Annotated in this window: 17 protein-coding genes; 6 read left to right on the top strand and 11 right to left on the bottom strand. The window is 63.3% G+C overall.

Annotated elements, in window-relative coordinates; translation table 11 throughout:
* Nucleotides 1-26 precede the first annotated feature (26 nt).
* From J4D52_RS27100 to cysK, 4 genes are all read right to left on the bottom strand, one after another.
* Nucleotides 27-413, bottom strand: a complete 387-nt coding sequence (locus tag J4D52_RS27100) for a hypothetical protein (RefSeq protein WP_102676188.1) — start codon at nucleotides 411-413, stop codon at nucleotides 27-29.
* Nucleotides 414-645: 232 nt separating this feature from the next.
* A complete protein-coding gene (locus J4D52_RS27095) occupies nucleotides 646-1,509 on the bottom strand; it encodes a DMT family transporter (protein WP_025805077.1) in 864 nt (287 codons plus the stop codon).
* Between the two features lie 345 nt (nucleotides 1,510-1,854).
* Entirely contained in the window at nucleotides 1,855-2,793 is a 939-nt protein-coding gene (locus J4D52_RS27090) for an aspartyl/asparaginyl beta-hydroxylase domain-containing protein (protein WP_102676186.1), read from the bottom strand.
* 263 nt (nucleotides 2,794-3,056) lie between these two features.
* On the bottom strand, nucleotides 3,057-4,031 hold the full coding sequence (gene cysK, locus J4D52_RS27085) for a cysteine synthase A (RefSeq protein WP_025805074.1): 975 nt from the start codon (nucleotides 4,029-4,031) through the stop codon (nucleotides 3,057-3,059).
* A 133-nt stretch (nucleotides 4,032-4,164) separates the two neighbouring features.
* On the opposite strand from cysK, the gene J4D52_RS27080 reads away from it, so the two are divergent.
* From J4D52_RS27080 to J4D52_RS27070, 3 genes are all read left to right on the top strand, one after another.
* Nucleotides 4,165-5,241 (top strand): DUF748 domain-containing protein, encoded by a 1,077-nt coding sequence (locus J4D52_RS27080; RefSeq protein WP_025805073.1) that lies wholly within the window; start codon nucleotides 4,165-4,167, stop codon nucleotides 5,239-5,241.
* Between the two features lie 142 nt (nucleotides 5,242-5,383).
* Nucleotides 5,384-6,229 carry a MoxR family ATPase gene (locus J4D52_RS27075; protein WP_016705272.1) on the top strand — a complete coding sequence of 282 codons (846 nt, stop codon included), beginning with the start codon at nucleotides 5,384-5,386 and terminating at the stop codon, nucleotides 6,227-6,229.
* Nucleotides 6,230-6,241: 12 nt separating this feature from the next.
* Entirely contained in the window at nucleotides 6,242-7,420 is a 1,179-nt protein-coding gene (locus J4D52_RS27070; RefSeq protein WP_009042629.1) for a VWA domain-containing protein, read from the top strand.
* Between the two features lie 132 nt (nucleotides 7,421-7,552).
* Here the strand turns inward: J4D52_RS27070 and J4D52_RS27065 are convergent, their stop codons facing one another.
* From J4D52_RS27065 to J4D52_RS27050, 4 genes are all read right to left on the bottom strand, one after another.
* The gene (locus tag J4D52_RS27065) at nucleotides 7,553-8,470 is read right to left on the bottom strand and encodes a biotin-dependent carboxyltransferase family protein (RefSeq protein WP_102676185.1); all 918 of its coding nucleotides are present in this window, start codon (nucleotides 8,468-8,470) and stop codon (nucleotides 7,553-7,555) included.
* A complete protein-coding gene (locus J4D52_RS27060) occupies nucleotides 8,467-9,171 on the bottom strand; it encodes an allophanate hydrolase subunit 1 (protein WP_102676184.1) in 705 nt (234 codons plus the stop codon). The genes J4D52_RS27065 and J4D52_RS27060 overlap by 4 nt, the downstream gene beginning before the upstream one ends.
* Nucleotides 9,168-9,917 (bottom strand): 5-oxoprolinase subunit PxpA, encoded by a 750-nt coding sequence (locus J4D52_RS27055; protein ID WP_025805068.1) that lies wholly within the window; start codon nucleotides 9,915-9,917, stop codon nucleotides 9,168-9,170. Before J4D52_RS27055 ends, J4D52_RS27060 begins: the two co-directional genes overlap by 4 nt.
* 69 nt (nucleotides 9,918-9,986) lie before the next feature.
* Nucleotides 9,987-11,273, bottom strand: coding sequence for an MFS transporter (locus J4D52_RS27050; RefSeq protein ID WP_102676183.1), 1,287 nt, complete (start codon nucleotides 11,271-11,273; stop codon nucleotides 9,987-9,989).
* A 140-nt stretch (nucleotides 11,274-11,413) separates the two neighbouring features.
* On the opposite strand from J4D52_RS27050, the gene J4D52_RS27045 reads away from it, so the two are divergent.
* Complete coding sequence (locus J4D52_RS27045; RefSeq protein ID WP_102676182.1) at nucleotides 11,414-12,328, top strand: LysR family transcriptional regulator; 915 nt, start codon at nucleotides 11,414-11,416, stop codon at nucleotides 12,326-12,328.
* Nucleotides 12,329-12,470: 142 nt separating this feature from the next.
* Here the strand turns inward: J4D52_RS27045 and J4D52_RS27040 are convergent, their stop codons facing one another.
* The 3 genes from J4D52_RS27040 to J4D52_RS27030 are packed head-to-tail and all read right to left on the bottom strand — an operon-like array spanning nucleotide 12,471 to nucleotide 14,321.
* The gene (locus J4D52_RS27040; protein WP_025805065.1) at nucleotides 12,471-13,013 is read right to left on the bottom strand and encodes a DUF2937 family protein; all 543 of its coding nucleotides are present in this window, start codon (nucleotides 13,011-13,013) and stop codon (nucleotides 12,471-12,473) included.
* A gap of 11 nt (nucleotides 13,014-13,024) precedes the next feature.
* Nucleotides 13,025-13,801, bottom strand: coding sequence for a class II glutamine amidotransferase (locus J4D52_RS27035; RefSeq protein WP_016703228.1), 777 nt, complete (start codon nucleotides 13,799-13,801; stop codon nucleotides 13,025-13,027).
* Between the two features lie 25 nt (nucleotides 13,802-13,826).
* Nucleotides 13,827-14,321, bottom strand: a complete 495-nt coding sequence (locus J4D52_RS27030) for a hypothetical protein (RefSeq protein ID WP_025805064.1) — start codon at nucleotides 14,319-14,321, stop codon at nucleotides 13,827-13,829.
* 101 nt (nucleotides 14,322-14,422) lie between these two features.
* Here J4D52_RS27030 and J4D52_RS27025 point away from each other — a divergent pair, with 101 nt between their 5' ends.
* Complete coding sequence (locus tag J4D52_RS27025) at nucleotides 14,423-16,477, top strand: S9 family peptidase (RefSeq protein WP_102676181.1); 2,055 nt, start codon at nucleotides 14,423-14,425, stop codon at nucleotides 16,475-16,477.
* A 103-nt stretch (nucleotides 16,478-16,580) separates the two neighbouring features.
* Nucleotides 16,581-17,054, top strand: a complete 474-nt coding sequence (locus tag J4D52_RS27020) for a cyclic nucleotide-binding domain-containing protein (RefSeq protein WP_009042620.1) — start codon at nucleotides 16,581-16,583, stop codon at nucleotides 17,052-17,054.
* Nucleotides 17,055-17,142 lie beyond the last annotated feature (88 nt).

The following is a 17,142-nucleotide window of genomic DNA, read 5'->3' as shown; positions in this document are numbered from 1 at the left end:
GCGCCGGGCATTGGCCTATACCTGTGTCATGGCGACGTCAGGGTAATCAGGTAGGTCCCCGAGTTCACCGGTTTCCCCGCGCCATCGACCAGCGCATATTGCTGATCGTAGTAGCGCCCTTCCTTGCCGCTGTCCGTCACCAGCTTGACGTTGACCGGCGACTGGCCAATGGCCGTCACCGTGCTCGACGGACCGACACCCTGCACCCGGATGTCATTGCCCCGCGACAGTTGCGGGCACTGGCGCAGGCTCAATACGGCCCCGCCATTGGCAGTCGAGCTTGGCGTGCAAGGTTCCTCGACGATGCTGCCGTGAAAATAAATCGTTCCCTGAATGCTTTGAGGGGCTGCGGAACAGATTCCACTCAAGCCTAGAAACATGCCGACACCTGCCAAAACCAGCTTGCTACTCATTCTGACTATCTCCATTGGGCCTGAAGAGTATGTCGTCAGTGTAGAAGTAATCTTTAATTTTTAAGGTTTTTCCTATTCCCAAATCTGCAGCAAATAGGGTAAAAGAGAATGCAATTTAATAGCAATGAGCCATCATTGCTATCGGCCAGTCCTGGCCAATCTGAAGGGGGCGCCCCAGGCAAAAAAAGCGCAGCCCTCGCTCAAGTCGAAAGCTGCGCCCGACGCTCATCATTCAGCTGTTTTTGCGGAACACGAACACCAGCCCGACGATGATCAACAGCATGCCGAGCACACTCAGCAGCGCCAGCCGGTTACCGAAGAACAGGTAGTCCATCACGGCCGTCACCGCCGGCACCAGGTAGAACAGGCTGGTGACATTCACCAGATTGCCCCGGGCGATCAGCCGGTACAGCAGCAAGGTCGCCAGCACCGAAACCACCAGCCCCATCCACAGCGCCGGGACAATAAAGCCGACGCTATGTTCGAAGTGGAACGGCTGGAACGGCACGAACAGCGCGCACAACAACAGCCCGGCCAGGTATTGCACCGGCAAGGTGCCCAGCGGGTTGTCGCTGATGCGCTTCTGCATGATCGAGCCCAGGGTCATGCTCACCAAGGCCAACAGGCCGAAGAGCATCCCAGCCAGCGACATACCGGCCAGGCCGATACCCTGGTACACCACCATGATCAACCCGGCCAGGCCCAGCGCCAGGCCGAACATCCGGCTCCAGGAACGCTGACGCTCCATGATCACCACGGTGAGGATCGGCTGCACCCCCATGATGGTGGCCATCACTCCGGGGGTGACCTTCAGGTCCAGGGCCAGCAGGTAGAAGATCTGGTAGGCCCCCAGCAACACCAGCCCAGTGGCCACCGCGTACAGCATCGGCTTGCGCCCGCGGGGCAACCGCAGCTTGAGCAGGGGAATCAACAGCACCAACCCGCACAGGGCGATGGCGAAACGGAACAGCAGGAAGGCAAAGGGCGAGGCATGGGCCAGGCCCCATTTGGAGAAGATCGCGCCGCTGCTCCAGAGCAGGACGAACAGGCTCGTGGAAGCCGCCGCAAGTGCGGACTTTTTTGCTATGAGCAACATGAATACCACCTGTAATCAGGCAAATAGCCAACTCAGCCGAGGCTGAAATTCAGTAGTTTTTTCTGGCGGGCACGGGCAACAGCAGAGGTTGCTGATCAGCCCCGTACGACAACGCCTGGCGGTGATACGACGGCGCACACCGGCGTGCTACTGACAGGTGGGGGGTAATGACTGATCTGCACAGGCTGCTGGTTCCCGCACGGCACGACGCCAGCGTTGACCGCTGAATCGACTACCGCGCTGCTGAGGGAATGAGGCATGTGCTGATCTTTCTGAAGAGGAAGGTGAATCTTCTGATACACCGGGCGCCGACTATAACCAGCGCCCGATATTCATTGCAACGCCTTATCCGAACAGCCAGTAACCCAGGGCGGTCAGGACCACTACCGCCAGCACCGGACGCATGACGCGATAGAGCTTCGGATTGCGGCGTTTCCATTGCTTGACCACGCCGCTGATGCGGTCGCTGAAACGCTTGCTCCAGGCATAAGCCTGGTTGATCCCGCCGACGCGCTCGTCGTCGAGGTTCTGCGGCGCGGTGGCACGCCCCAGCCAGCCGCTGATCCAGCGGTTGACGCGGGTCATCAGCGGGTTGCTCAGCGGACGCTCGATGTCGCAGAACAGGATGACCCGGGTCTTGTCGGTTTCGTTTTTCACCCAGTGCACGTAGGTTTCGTCGAACATCACGTCTTCGCCATCGCGCCAGGCGTAGACCTGGCCGTCGACGAAAATCCGGCAGTCGTCGGAGTTCGGCGTGGACAGGCCCAGGTGATAACGCAGGGAACCGGCGAACGGATCGCGGTGCGGGTTCAGGTGGCTGCCACCGGGCAGCAGGGCGAACATCGCGCCCTTGACGTTGGGAATGCGGCTGACCAGCTCAACGGTCTTCGGGCACAGCGTTTCGGCCGATGGCAGGGGTTTGTCGTACCACTTGAGGTAGAAACGCTTCCAGCCTTTCTTGAAGAACGAACCGAAACCGGCATCGTTGTTCTTCTCGGCGGCGCGGATGTAACCCTCGTCGAACAGGTGCATGGCTTCGTCGCGGATCACTTCCCAGTTGTCCTTGAGCACATCCAGCTCGGGAAACTTGCTGCGGTCCAGGTAGGGCTTGGAAGGCACGCCGGAAAACAGGTACATCAAGGCGTTATAGGGTGCGAACAGCGCCGAATGGTTGACGAACTGACGCAGCACCGGCAGTCGAGCCTTACCGCGTAAATGCACGTAGAGAGTACTGCCGATGAATAGCAGCAACACCGCGGACTTGGCGGCAAACGAAAGGCTCATGCAATATCTCCTTGAAATAATTACCAGCGGGGCAGCATTCATCCGGCATGGCAGCCGGCCATCATAAACACTCCTGGCCCCTGGAAAAACCCGCACAAACCGACAAACAGTGTTAACAGTCGTGCAATAAAACGCTAATTAACATAAGTCACCTGAACGCCAGCTGATGCATGTCAGCACAATTGCACTGTGCCCTGCACACCGCAGCCGCCGTACCTTCGATCGCCGGCAAGCCGGCTCCGGCGATCACCTTCCCTTGGGTCTTACTGCTGGTTCTCCTGCTCGGTGAACAGGTCGCTGAACAGCATGCTCGACAGATAACGTTCACCCGAATCCGGCAGCACCACCACTATGGTCTTGCCTTGCATCTCGGGGGTTTCCGCCAGGCGCACCGCCACCGCCATCGCCGCGCCGCAGGAGATGCCACACAGAATCCCCTCCTCCTGCATCAGGCGTAGGGCCATGGCCTTGGACTCCTCGTCGCTCACCAGCTCGACCCGGTCGACCATCGACAGGTCGAGGTTGCTCGGCACAAAACCGGCACCGATGCCCTGGATCTTGTGCGGGCTGGGCTTGATCTCCTCGCCGGCCAGTTTCTGGGTGATCACCGGCGAGACGCTCGGTTCCACCGCCACCGACAGGATAGGTTTGCCCTGGGTCTTCTTGATGTAGCGGGAAACCCCAGTGATGGTGCCACCGGTGCCGACGCCGGCCACCAGCACGTCCACGGCGCCATCGGTGTCATTCCAGATTTCCGGACCGGTGGTTTTCTCGTGGATCGCCGGGTTGGCCGGGTTATCGAACTGCTGCGGCATGAAGTATTTGTCAGGGTCGCTGGCGAGGATTTGCGCGGCCTTTTCGATCGCCCCTTTCATCCCCTTGGCCGGCTCGGTCAGCACCAGCTCGGCCCCCAGGGCCTTGAGCACCTTGCGCCGCTCGATGCTCATCGACGCCGGCATGGTCAGGACCAACTTATAGCCACGGGCCGCGGCGACGAACGCCAGGCCGATGCCGGTGTTACCCGAGGTCGGCTCGATGATGGTCATGCCCGGCTTGAGTTTGCCGCTGCTTTCCGCGTCCCAGATCATGTTCGCGCCGATCCGGCACTTCACCGAATAACCCGGGTTGCGCCCTTCGATCTTGGCCAGGATGGTGACGCCGCGGGGCGCGATGCGGTTGATCTGCACCAGCGGCGTATTGCCAATGGAATGGGCGTTGTCGACGAAAATGCGGCTCATGGCTGGGTCCTTGTACAGCGTGAAAGGAAGTCTCCAAGGGTATGCCTCGCACCCATGAGCGTCCAGTCGGGACGAACGACTGCGCTGCCGGGGAGTCAATCGCTATAAGGCATACGGCTGGAGATTCATGCTCATGAAACGTCGCTACAGCTGGCCCCTGTGGACCCTCGCCGGGGTACTGGTGCTGCTGGTCGCCCTGCACATCGCCCTGCCCTATCTGGTGCGCGACTATCTCAATGACCGGCTCGCCAACATGGGCGACTACCGCGGCCAGATCACCGACGTCGACCTGGCCCTGTGGCGCGGCGCCTACCGGATCAACGGCCTGAAGATCGTCAAGGTCGACGGCAAGGTGCCAGTACCCTTCGTCAATGCACCGCTGGTCGATCTGTCGGTGAGCTGGCATTCCCTGTGGTACGACCACGCGGTGGTGGCCGAGGTGCAGTTCGTCGGGCCGCAGGTCAACTTCGTCGACGGCGGCGCCAACAAACAGAACTCGCAAACCGGTGAAGGCACCGACTGGCGGGCTCAACTGAACAAACTGCTGCCCATCACCCTCAACGAAGTACAGGTCAGCGACGGCAAGATCAGTTTCCGTAACTTCAACTCCAAACCGCCGGTGAACATGAGCGCCACCCAGGTCAACGCCAGTGCCTACAACCTGACCAACGTGGTCGATACCCAAGGCAAACGCGACGCCCGCCTCGAAGGCAAGGCCCTGCTGCTGGGCCATGCGCCCCTGGAGACCAACGCCACCTTCGACCCGCTGAGCGACTTCCAGGACTTCGCGTTCCGCCTGCGCGTGCAGGATATCGAACTCAAGCGCTTGAACGACTTCGCCGCCGCCTATGGCAAATTCGACTTCAACGCCGGCCACGGTGACCTGGTGATCGAAGCCGAGGCCAACAAGGGCCAGCTCACCGGCTACATCAAGCCGCTGCTGCGCGATGTCGATGTGTTCAACTGGCAGCAGGATGTCGAGAACAAGGACAAGGGAATATTCCGCTCGATCTGGGAAGCCCTGGTGGGCGCCAGCGAAACCCTGCTGAAAAACCAGGGAAAAAACCAGTTCGCCACCCGGGTCGAACTCAAAGGCAGCGTACATCAGCGTGATGTCAGCGCATTCCAGGCTTTTTTGCAGATTTTACGCAACGGCTTCATCGAGGCCTTCAACGCCCAGTATGAGCGCCCCAAGCCATCCGCTGACTGAGTCACCATGTGACGCCCCATTCAGAGACTGAATGGGGCGTCTGCGTTCACAGTCGACCGGGCGGCGCGCTATAGTCGGCCATCGTGTTTTATTCTTCCGACCTGCTCAATGCACGTCGGCGTTACCGTTCGAGGAATTGCAGATGAAGTTCGAAGGCACCAGCGCGTACGTCGCCACCGATGACCTGAAGCTGGCAGTCAATGCTGCCATCACCCTGGAGCGGCCGCTGCTGGTCAAGGGCGAACCTGGTACCGGCAAGACCATGCTCGCCGAGCAACTGGCCGAGTCCTTCGGTGCCAAGCTGATCACCTGGCACATCAAGTCCACCACCAAGGCCCACCAGGGCCTGTACGAGTACGACGCGGTGAGCCGCCTGCGCGATTCGCAACTGGGCGTGGACAAGGTGCATGACATCCGCAACTACCTGAAGAAAGGCAAGCTGTGGGAGGCCTTCGAATCCGAGGAACGGGTGATCCTGCTGATCGACGAAATCGACAAGGCCGACATCGAGTTCCCCAACGACCTGTTGCAGGAGCTCGACAAGATGGAGTTCTACGTCTACGAAATCGACGAGACCATCAAGGCCAAGCAGCGCCCGATCATCATCATTACCTCCAACAACGAGAAAGAGCTGCCGGACGCCTTCCTGCGCCGCTGTTTCTTCCATTACATCGCCTTCCCCGACCGCACCACCCTGCAGAAGATCGTCGACGTGCACTACCCGGACATCAAGAAGGACCTGGTCAGCGAGGCGCTGGACGTGTTCTTCGACGTGCGCAAGGTGCCGGGCCTGAAGAAGAAGCCTTCGACCTCCGAGCTGGTGGACTGGCTCAAGCTGCTGATGGCCGACAACATCGGCGAAGCGGTGCTGCGCGAACGCGATCCGACCAAGGCCATTCCGCCGCTGGCCGGCGCCCTGGTGAAGAACGAGCAAGATGTGCAGTTGTTGGAACGTCTGGCGTTCATGAGCCGTCGTGGCACCCGCTGAGAGGGCATTGTCATGCTGCTCAACCTGTTCAATGAAATGCGTGCCGCCAAGGTTCCGGTGTCGGTGCGCGAGCTGCTCGACCTGATCAACGCGCTCAAGCAGCGCGTGACCTTCGCCGACATGGACGAGTTCTACTACCTGTCCCGGGCGATCCTGGTGAAGGACGAGCGGCACTTCGACAAGTTCGACCGCGCGTTCGGCGCCTACTTCAACGGCCTGGAAAAACTCGACGACCACCTGCAGGCGCTGATCCCCGAGGATTGGCTGCGCAAGGAGTTCGAGCGCTCGCTGACCGATGAGGAACGGGCGCAGATCCAGTCCCTCGGCGGCCTGGACAAGCTGATCGAAGAGTTCAAGAAACGCCTGGAAGAACAGAAGGAACGCCACGCCGGCGGTAACAAGTGGATTGGCACCGGCGGCACCAGCCCCTTCGGTTCCGGCGGCTTCAACCCCGAAGGCATCCGCGTCGGCGACGCCGGCAAGCGCCAGGGCAAGGCGGTCAAGGTCTGGGACCAGCGCGAGTACAAGAACCTCGACGACTCGGTGGAACTGGGTACCCGCAACATCAAGGTGGCCCTGCGCCGCCTGCGCAAATTCGCCCGCCAGGGCGCGGCGGACGAGTTGGACATCGACGGCACCATCGACCACACCGCCCGCGACGCCGGCCTGCTGAACATCCAGATGCGCCCTGAGCGGCGCAACAGCATCAAGCTGCTGTTGCTGTTCGATATCGGCGGCTCGATGGATGCCCACGTGAAGATCTGCGAGGAGCTGTTCTCGGCCTGCAAGACCGAGTTCAAGCACCTGGAGTACTACTACTTCCACAACTTCATCTATGAGTCGGTGTGGAAGAACAACCTGCGCCGCGGCTCGGAACGCACCTCGACCCAGGACGTGCTGCACAAGTACGGCGCCGACTACAAAGTGATCTTCGTTGGCGACGCCGCCATGGCGCCTTACGAAATCACCCAGGCCGGCGGCAGCGTCGAGCACTGGAACGAAGAAGCCGGTTATGTGTGGATGCAGCGTTTCATGGAGAAGTACAAGAAGCTCATCTGGATCAACCCCTACCCGAAAGACACCTGGGGCTACACCGCCTCGACCAACATCGTGCGCGAGCTGATCGAAGACCAGATGTACCCGCTGACCTTGCGTGGGCTGGAAGAAGGGATGCGGTTTCTCTCGAAATGATGGGCGCTGGCCGATCTGGCGTTATCGCGGGCAAGCCTCGCTCCTACAGGTACCTGTTGTTCGCGAGAGGAGCGAGCAACAGGTAGGAGCGAGCGGGCGGCGATCCGACTTGCCCGCGATACCTTTTGCGCCCTACACGAACCGCTGCAAAAACTCGATCTGCTGCCGATACGCCGTCTCCTGCACCACCGGCGTCAGGCGTATCTCGCTGCCCGGCAGGCATTGCGCCAGCCGTGCCAGCGCCAGGGGCGTCAAGGCTCCCAGCCGCGGATACCCGCCAATGGTCTGCCGGTCGTTGAGCAGCACGATCGGCTGGCCGTCCGGCGGCACCTGGATCGCCCCCAGGGGAATGCCCTCGGAAATCATCGGCGCCCCTTGATAACGCAGCTGCGGCCCCAGCAGGCGCATGCCCATGCGGTCGGCGCGGCTGTCCAGGGTCCAGGCGCTGTTGAAGGCATCGAACAGGCTCTGCCCGCTGAACTGGCCGATCTGCGCCCCGAGAATCACCTCCAGCGGCGCCTTCGATTGCAGGTCCGGCAGTTGCTTGCCCGACAGTTCCTTGAGGTTCACCCCCGCCCCGGAATACTCCAGCCGCGCGCCCTCGGCCAGCGGCCGGCCGAAGCCGTCGAGCCCGCCCAGCTCCTCGCGGACCACGCTGGCGCAACTGCCCAGCACCTTAGGCGCGTTGAAACCACCGGGTGCTGCCAGATAGGCTCGCGCCCCCAGGTAGGGCTGAGTGAAACGCAGCCGCTGGCCTTTTTGCAGGATAAAACTGCGCCCCGGGCTGAGCGGACGCTCGTCGATACAGGCCCCCAGGTCGGCGCCCGCCAGCGCCAGTAGGCACAGCTCCTCGGCCACCACGCTGAAACCGCCCAGGGTGATCTCGATCACCGGCGCATCCAAAGTGTTGCCCAGCAGCCAGTTGGCCCAGGACATCGACACCCAGTCCAGCGCGCCGCCCTGGGTCACGCCCAGGTGCCGCACGCCAAAGCGACCGGCGTCCTGCAACAGGCACAAAGGTGTGCTGGCTTCGATCGTCAGGCGGCTCATGCCGGCACCTCCAGTGGCCTGTCGTCGCCCCCCAGGCGAATGAATTCGGCGTGGTCCACCGCGGCGAAACGCACGCTGTCGCCCGGTTGCATCAGGCTGTAGCCGTCGCGCTCGCGATCGAACAGCCGGCTCGGCGTACGCCCGATCAGGTTCCAGCCACCCGGCGACACCACCGGATAAGCCGCGGTCTGCCGCTCGGCAATACCGACACTACCGGCCGCCACGCGCTTGCGCGGCGTATCCAGGCGCGGCGCGGCCAGCACTTCGTCCACCAGCCCCATAAAGGCGAAACCCGGGGCAAAACCCAGGGCGAACACCTGGTACTCGCGCTCGCTGTGGCAACGAATCACCTCGTTCACCGACAGGCCGCTGCGCCGCGACAACAGGCTCAGCTCCGGGCCGACGCTGAGGTCATACCAGACCGGCAGCACATGGCGCTGGCCGCCGGTGCGCGAGTCCGGAGTCAGGTCGGTCAGCGCCAGATCAATCAGTTCCCGGGCCTGGGACGGGCTCAGGGCCCGCAGGTCGTAGTGCACCATCAGCGTGGTGTAGGACGGCACCAGATCGATCAACTGCCCGCCGAAGGCCGCCCGCAGGCGCTCGCTGGCAGCGAGCATCCACGGCATGTTGGCCTCGGCGATGGCATCGAACAGGCGCACCATCAGGCAGTCGATGGCCACCACTTCAATGCGTATTTTCATGCTGGCAACTGCGCAAGGGCCGCGCGGATACGCTGCACGGCGGCCACCGAACTGGCGTTGTCGCCGTGCACGCACAGGGTATTGGCCTTGAGGTGCAGGTCGCTGCCGTCGCTGGCCAGCAGCGCGTCGCCACGGGCGATGGTCAGGGCCTGGGCAATGATCTTTTCCGGGTCGTGATGCACCGCCCCCGGCAGTTGCCGCGAAACCAGATGGCCGGCGCTGTCGTAGGCGCGGTCGGCGAAGGCTTCGAACCACAGGGTCACGCCGAACTCGTCGCCCAGGGCCTGGGCCGCGCTGTTGTCACGGGTGGCCATCAGCATCAGCGGCAGCTGCCGGTCGTAGGCGGCCACCGCCTGGATCACCGCGCGCAGCTGCGCCGGGTTGGCCATCATGTCGTTGTACATGGCGCCATGGGGTTTGACGTAGCCCACCCGGCTGCCCTGGGCCCGGCAGATGCCGTCGAGGGCGCCGATCTGGTAATGCAGCAGGTCCTGCAGTTCCTGGGCGCCGTAGGCCATGGAGCGACGGCCGAAACCGGCCAGGTCCTGGTACGCCGGATGCGCGCCGATGCGCACGCCATTGGCCAGGGCCAGGCTGACGGTCTTGCGCATGATGCTCGGGTCGCCGGCATGGAAACCGCAGGCGATGTTGGCGCAATCGATAAACGGCATCACCTCGGCATCCAGGCCCATGGTCCAGTTGCCAAAGCTTTCGCCGATGTCGCAATTCAATAACAGGCGGCTCACGGTCAGTGCTCCTGTAGCTTTTGTCGTTTTGGCTGCGGGGATCGCGATGGGATGCCCACAGATTATCAGTTAGCGCGCTTCGAGTTGCTTGCCGCGGGTTTCCGGCAGGCTCAGGGCCGCCAGGACCACGATGCCGTAGGACACGGCGGCGAAGGTGCCGATGGCCGCGCCCAGCGGGATGCGCTGGCTGAGCAAACCGATCAGCAGCGGGAACAATGCCGCCAGCGCCCGGCCGCTGTTGTAGCAGAAGCCCTGGCCCGAACCGCGGATCCGCGTGGGGAACAGCTCGGTCAGGAAGGCGCCCATGCCACTGAAGATCCCCGAGGCGAAGAAGCCCAGGGGGAAGCCCAGCCAGAGCATCACCGCATTGCTCACCGGCATTTGCGTGTACAGCAGGACAATGGTGAAGGAGCCGGCGGCGAACAGGACGAAGTTCTTCTTGCGCCCGAGAATATCGGTCAGATAGGCGCTGATCACATAGCCCACATAGGAACCGAAGATCACCATGGCCAGGTAGCCACCGGTGCTCAACACACTCAAGCCCCGCTCGGTCTTGAGATAGGTCGGCAGCCAGAACGTGATGGCGTAGTAGCCGCCCTGGGCACCGGCCGCGAGCAACGACGCGCGCAGGGTGGTGCTGAGAATGCCGGGGGCGAAAATCTCGTAGAAGCGCGATGGATTGTCAGGCACTTCCCGGGCCCGGGTTTGCCGGTAGACCTCCGGGTCCTTGACCAGGCGACGCACGAAAATCACGAAGATCGCCGGCAGGATGCCCAGTAGGAACAAGGCGCGCCAGGCGTCTTCCGGCGGCAGCAGGGAATACATCAGCGCATAAAGAAGTGCCGTGATGCCCCAGCCCAAGGCCCAGCCGGACTGCACCATGCCCACCGCCTTGCCGCGGTTCTCCGCGCGGATCACTTCGCCGATCAGCACCGCGCCGGCGGTCCACTCGCCGCCGAAACCGAAGCCCATCAGGGTCCGGGCGATCAGCAGTTGCTCGTAGCTCTGCGCCAGGCCACAGAGGAAGGTGAAGAAGGCGAACCAGAGCACAGTGAGTTGCAGGGTGCGCACCCGGCCGATGCGATCGGACAGGATGCCGGCGATCCAGCCCCCCAAGGCGGAGGCCAGCAAGGTGCTGGTGTGGATCAGGCCGGCCTCGGCGGAGCTGATGCCCCACAGGGCAATCAGGGTCGGGATGACGAAGCTGAGCATCTGGGTGTCCATGCCATCCAGGCCGTAACCGGCCTTGCAGCTCCAGAACGTGCGGCGTTCCTGCTGGTTGATGTCGCGGTACCAGTCGAAGGGGCCGGCGCGGCCTTTGGCCTTGCTGGCGGCGAGCGTGTCGGGCGCACTCATGGCAAATCTCCACCTTGGTCTTATTGGTATTGTTCTGGGCCCCGACGACGCTTATCGTGAGACGCAGCGATTCTTGGCGCCCGCGCCCTGCCCCGTCCAACTAATAAAAACCGCCTCCAGACATAAGAAAAGTTGATCGCATGAACCTCAAGTTCCTTGAAACCTTTGTCTGGGTGGCGCGCCTGAAAAGCTTTCGCCTGACCGCCGACAAACTCTTCACCACCCAGGCGTCGATCTCCAGCCGCATCGCCGTGCTCGAGGGCGAACTCGGGGTGAAGCTGTTCCTGCGCGACTCGCGCGGCGTGACCCTGACCCCGGAAGGCCTCAAGGTGCTCGACTATGCCGAGCAGATGATGGACACCATGCAGGCGCTCAAGCAGTCGATCGAGACCCGCTCGAGCAAGGTCGGGCGGATTCGCATCGGCGTCATGGACACGGTGATCCACACCTGGCTCAGCCCCCTGGTGGCGCGGATGATGGACAGCTATCCCCAGGTGGAAATCGAGCTGGTGGCCGACACCTCGCTGAACCTCTGCGACCAGCTGCAAAAAGGCTTTCTCGATCTGGTGCTGCAAACCGACCTGCTGCGCCAGGAGTCCATTCGCAGCCTGGAGCTGGCCAGCCACCCGATGGGCTGGATAGTCGCCAGCCACTCGATCTACAACCGCGAGTACGCCAACCTGGCCGAGCTGGCGCGGGAACGCATCATCACCTACTCGAAGAACTCCCTGCCGCACCAGGAGGTGCTGAGCCTGATGCAGGCCAACGGCGTGAGCGCGCCACGGCTCAACTGCGTGAACTCGGTGTCGGCCATCACCCGCCTGTTGCGCGACGGTTTCGGCATCGGCGCCTTGCCGCCGGTGCTGGTCAGCGAAGAACTGGCGCGCGGCGAACTGACCCTGCTGGCCATCGACCAGCGCCCGCCGAACCTGCAGGTGGTGGTGTCATGGCGGGTGGGTGTCGAGCTGGTGGAAGAGGTGGTGGTGCTGTGCCAGCAGGTGCTGGAGCAATATGCGCGCAAGGTGGGGCCGGACTATATCGTGCTGGCGGGCTGATTCACCGCGAAGGTCTTTGTAGCCGCTGCCGAAGGCTGCGCTCGCCGGCGCAGCCTGCGCGAATCGGTTCGATGAGAGTTTGCGAGCCAGCCATCTTTGCGGTTGCTGCGCAACCGATCGCAGCCTGCGGCAGCGGCTACGGTCACAACCCCTTCAAGTCACGCTCTTCGATCGGCCGGCTCTGGCGCAGGCGCTTGCCGCCGAGCACCACCCAGTCGATCAGGCGATACAGGCATTCCAGGCCGAACGACAGCAGCAAGGCGCCGCTCATGGCCCAGATCATCGCTTCCGGAGTCAGCAGTATCTGGTAGCTGTAGCCGTTCCAGGTTTCCTTGCGGATATCCGGGTCGGCGGCCAGCGCCACTTGCAGCAGACGGATGTACCACGGGCCCTGCATGGCCTGGAACTGCTTGTCCAGGGCGCGCTGGCGAACGAGCAGATTGCCCAGGCTGTCGGCGTCGCTGCGGAACACCGGATCGTCACTGGCCCGATAGTGAGCAACCAGCGCCTGCAGATCGCCCTTGAAGAACTGGTTGGCGGTGCCCTGGAACCCCTGAAGGCCGCCCTGGGCCTCGATCAAATGAGCCTCGACGCGCTTGGCGTAATCGCTGATGAAACCCGGCACCTGGACGCCGACCAACAGGCCCGCCGCAAACAACACCAGCCGCAGATAACTGAGCAACATAGGGGATGTCCTTATTCGGTCTGGCCGTGCAGCACGCATTCACCGCGCCGCCACAGGCTCCATTGGCCCGGCTCGTAGCGAGTCCAGGTTTCGTTTTCGGTCAGGGGTTCGGTGGCGATCACCGTCACCACGTCGTTGGGCGTGGTTTCCGCCTGGAAGTCGACGATCACATCGACGTCCTTCAGGCGGGCCGGGCCAAAGGGCGCGCGGCGGGTGATCTGCGCCAGCTTGGTCGAGCAGTAGCAGAACAGCCAGTCGCCGTCGCTGAGCAGGCAGTTGAACACGCCCTTGCTGCGATATTCGGCGCAGGCGGCCACCAGCGACGGCAACAGCTCTTCCACTTCCACCGGCTCGGGAAAGGCTTCGCGCACCCGATTGAGCAGATCGCAGAAGGCCGCTTCGCTGTCAGTATCGCCCACCGGACGATAGAAGCTGATGGCCGGCTGGAAGTCCGCCAGCTGGCCGTTGTGGGCGAAGCACCAGTTGCGCCCCCACAGCTCGCGCACGAACGGATGGGTATTGGACAGGCAGACCTTGCCGACGTTGGCCTGGCGAATGTGGCCGATCACCACTTCGCTCTTGATCGGGTAGCGCTGCACCAGGTTGGCCACTTCCGACTCGCTGCTCGCCGCCGGGTCCTGGAACAGGCGCAGGCCACGGCCCTCGTAGAAAGCGATGCCCCAGCCGTCGCGATGCGGGCCGGTACGCCCGCCGCGCTGCATCAGCCCGGTAAAGCTGAACACGATATCGGTCGGTACATTGGCGCTCATGCCCAATAACTCACACATGCTCGGACTCTCGCTTCAATGCGGGTTACAGACGCGGCTCGATCCGCGAACGCTGGGGGTTGCTGGGCACGGGCGGGCGGCCATAACGATCGTCGCCGGCGCCGCCGAAAGGCTGGTCGTCCGGCTCTTCGGCACGGGCCGCGGCCTTGGCGGCTTCGGCCTGTTCCTTGCGGGCCTTGGAGGCGCGCTCGATCGGCCAGCGGATCAGGACGAACACCAGGTAGATGCCGAAGGCGATCACGCCGTACATGAACAGGTCGGAGACCGCGCGCCAGGCGTTGTTGCCGACCTTGAACAGCATGTCCAGGGCGGTGATGGCCACGGCCGGGGCGAACATCTCCTTGACCGGGTCGACCACGGTCGGGCTGAACAGCAGCACCGCCACCAACACTCGCAGCGGCTCGCGCAGCCAGCGCCACATCCAGCGGGTCAGGCGCATCCACACCAGCAGGCAGCCCAAGGCGGCGAAGGCGTAAAGCCCCCAAGCGATCAGATAGTCGTTCTCGGTCATGGTGTCCATGGCAAGGCAGGCAAAGAGGCGCTTATGATAACGGCTTTTCGCATGTCAGGCTGCACCGCCGTCTGCCGTGCCCTTAATTGTCACCGCCCCGAGAGCCCTTCATGCCCGTATCCGCCCCCGTCACCAGCGCCCCGATCGCCCGCAAGGCCGAAGGCCCGGACCCGTACGCCTGGCTCCAGGAGCGCGACACCGACGCCGTGTTCGATTACCTGAAGGCCGAAAACAGCTACCAGGAAGCCGCCCTCGCCGACCAGGCCGAGCTGCGCGAAACCCTGTTCCAGGAAATCAAGGGACGGATCCTGGAGACCGACCTGTCCCTGCCCTCCCCCTGGGGCCCGTACCTGTATTACACCCGCACCACCGCCGGCGACGAATACGCCCGGCACTACCGCTGCCCGCGTCCGGCCGACGACAGCCTGAGCGTCGACGAAAGCCAGGAACAGCTGCTGCTGGACCCGAACGAGCTGGCCAACGGCGGCTTCTTCTCCCTCGGCGCCTTCAGCATCAGTCCCGACCACCAGCGCCTGGCCTACAGCCTCGACACCAGCGGCGAAGAGGTCTACACCCTGTTCGTCAAGGAGCTGTCCAGCGGCAAGATCAGCGAGCTGGCGTTCGCCGATTGCGACGGCAGCATGACCTGGGCCAACGACAGCCTGACCCTGTTCTTCGGTGAGCTGGACGACACCCATCGCCCGCACAAGCTTTTCCGCTATCGCCTGGACGGCACCGCCGCCGAAGAGGTGTTCCATGAGCCGGACGGGCGTTTCTTCCTCCATTGCTACCGCTCAAGCTCGGAGAAACAGCTGCTGCTGTCCCTGGGCAGCAAGACCACCAGCGAGGTCTGGGTACTCGACGCCGCGCAGCCGCAGCACGCCTTCACCTGCCTGGCGCCGCGGGTCGAGCACCATGAGTACGACGTCGACCACGGCCTGCTCGACGGCCAGTGGACCTGGTTTATCCGCAGCAACCGCGACGGCATCAACTTCGCCCTCTACCAGGCGCCGGACCAGGGCACGGTGCCAGGTGAAGCCGACTGGCAGAACCTGATCCCCCACAGCGACAGCGTGATGCTCGAAGGCCTGAGCCTGAACGACTCGGCCATGACCCTGAGCCTGCGCGAAGGCGGCCTGCCGATCATCGAGGTGCACCCCGAAGGCCTGCCGGCCTATCGCGTGCAACTGCCGGATGCGGCCTACAGCCTGCATGTGCAGAACAGCCTGGAGTTCGTCAGCCAGCGCATCCGCCTGCGCTACGAAGCGCTGAACCGCCCGGCGCAGATCCGCCAGCTGGAACTGGCCGACGGCGAACAGAAAGTGCTCAAGGAAACCCCGGTACTGGGCGTCTTCGACCCGGATGCCTATGTCAGCCAGCGCCTGTGGGCGACCGCCGCCGACGGCACCCAGGTGCCGATCAGCCTGGTGATCAAGCGCGAAGCCCTGGGCCAACCGGCACCGCTGTACCTCTATGGCTACGGCGCCTACGGCGAAAGCCTCGACCCGTGGTTCTCCCATGCGCGGCTGAGCCTGCTGGAGCGTGGCGTGGCCTTCGCCATCGCCCACGTGCGTGGCGGCGGCGAGCTGGGCGAAGCCTGGTACCGCGCCGGCAAGCAGGAGCACAAGCAGAACACCTTCAGCGACTTCATCGCCTGCGCCGAGCATCTGATCGCCCAGGGCCTGACCACTTCCGAGCAACTGGTCATCAGCGGCGGCAGCGCCGGCGGCCTGTTGATCGGCGCGGTGCTCAACCAGCGCCCGGAACTGTTCAAGGCGGCGATCGCCGAGGTGCCGTTCGTCGATGTGCTCAACACCATGCTCGACCCCGAACTGCCGCTGACCGTCACCGAGTACGACGAATGGGGCAACCCCGAGGAGCCCGAGGTCTACGCGCGGATCAAGGCCTACGCGCCCTACGAGAATGTCGAGGCCAAGGCCTATCCGGCGACCCTGGTGATCGCCGGCTACAACGACAGCCGCGTGCAGTACTGGGAAGCGGCCAAGTGGGTGGCCCGGCTGCGCGCCACCAAGACCGACGACAATCTGCTGCTGCTCAAGACCGAGCTGGGCGCCGGCCACGGCGGCATGAGCGGGCGTTACCAGGGATTGCGTGACGTAGCGCTCGAATATGCATTTGTTTTCAAGATTCTGGGCATTGCCTGAGGAACTCCGGCCGGCGCTCCTGTCTTAACACTGGACCGCCGGTCCCAGGCCATACTGCACCTGCCCGGGACCGCAACAGACACAAGAAAAAGACCGTGACGACATGCCAGAACCCACCTTGTTGAACAACGAAATCCGCGATTGGCTGATGGACTGCGGACTGTTCGATCAACTCTTGCCGGCCGACTTCAACGCCGCCGCCGGCTACTTCAGCATCAGCAGCATCGCCCAGGGCCAGGAAATCTTCCGCGAAGGCGATGCCGGCAGCTTCATGTGCATCATCCATTCCGGCCAGGTGGCGGTGCAGAAGACCAACAGCGAAGGCGTGCGCGTAACCATCGCCACCCTGCGCAGCGGTCGGGCCTTTGGCGAGATGGCGGTGCTCGATGGCGAGCGGCGTTCGGCCAGCTGCGTGGCCGCCAGCGATTGCCGGCTGCTCAACCTGGGCAAGGACTCGCTGGAGAAAATGCTCAACGACGCGCCGAAGATCGCCGCCAAGATCATCCGCGCCCTCGCCGTGTCACTGTCCAAGCGCCTGCGCATGGCCGACGGGCAGCTGCTGTCGCAACAGGTCTAGCCACCCGGTGTCTTGGTTTTCGTCTCGTTCTGCTCCAACCCTGGCAGGGGCTGATCCTTCGGCGGCTTGGGCATGTCGATCGGCGGCA

Origin of the sequence: Pseudomonas sp. GW460-12-10-14-TSB1 (assembly GCF_017349775.1) — a bacterium.
GTDB classification, from domain to species: Bacteria; Pseudomonadota; Gammaproteobacteria; order Pseudomonadales; family Pseudomonadaceae; genus Aquipseudomonas; species Aquipseudomonas piscium.
The sequence above is the reverse complement of the archived record's forward strand: the minus strand, read 5'-3'. Positions and strand labels throughout refer to the sequence as shown.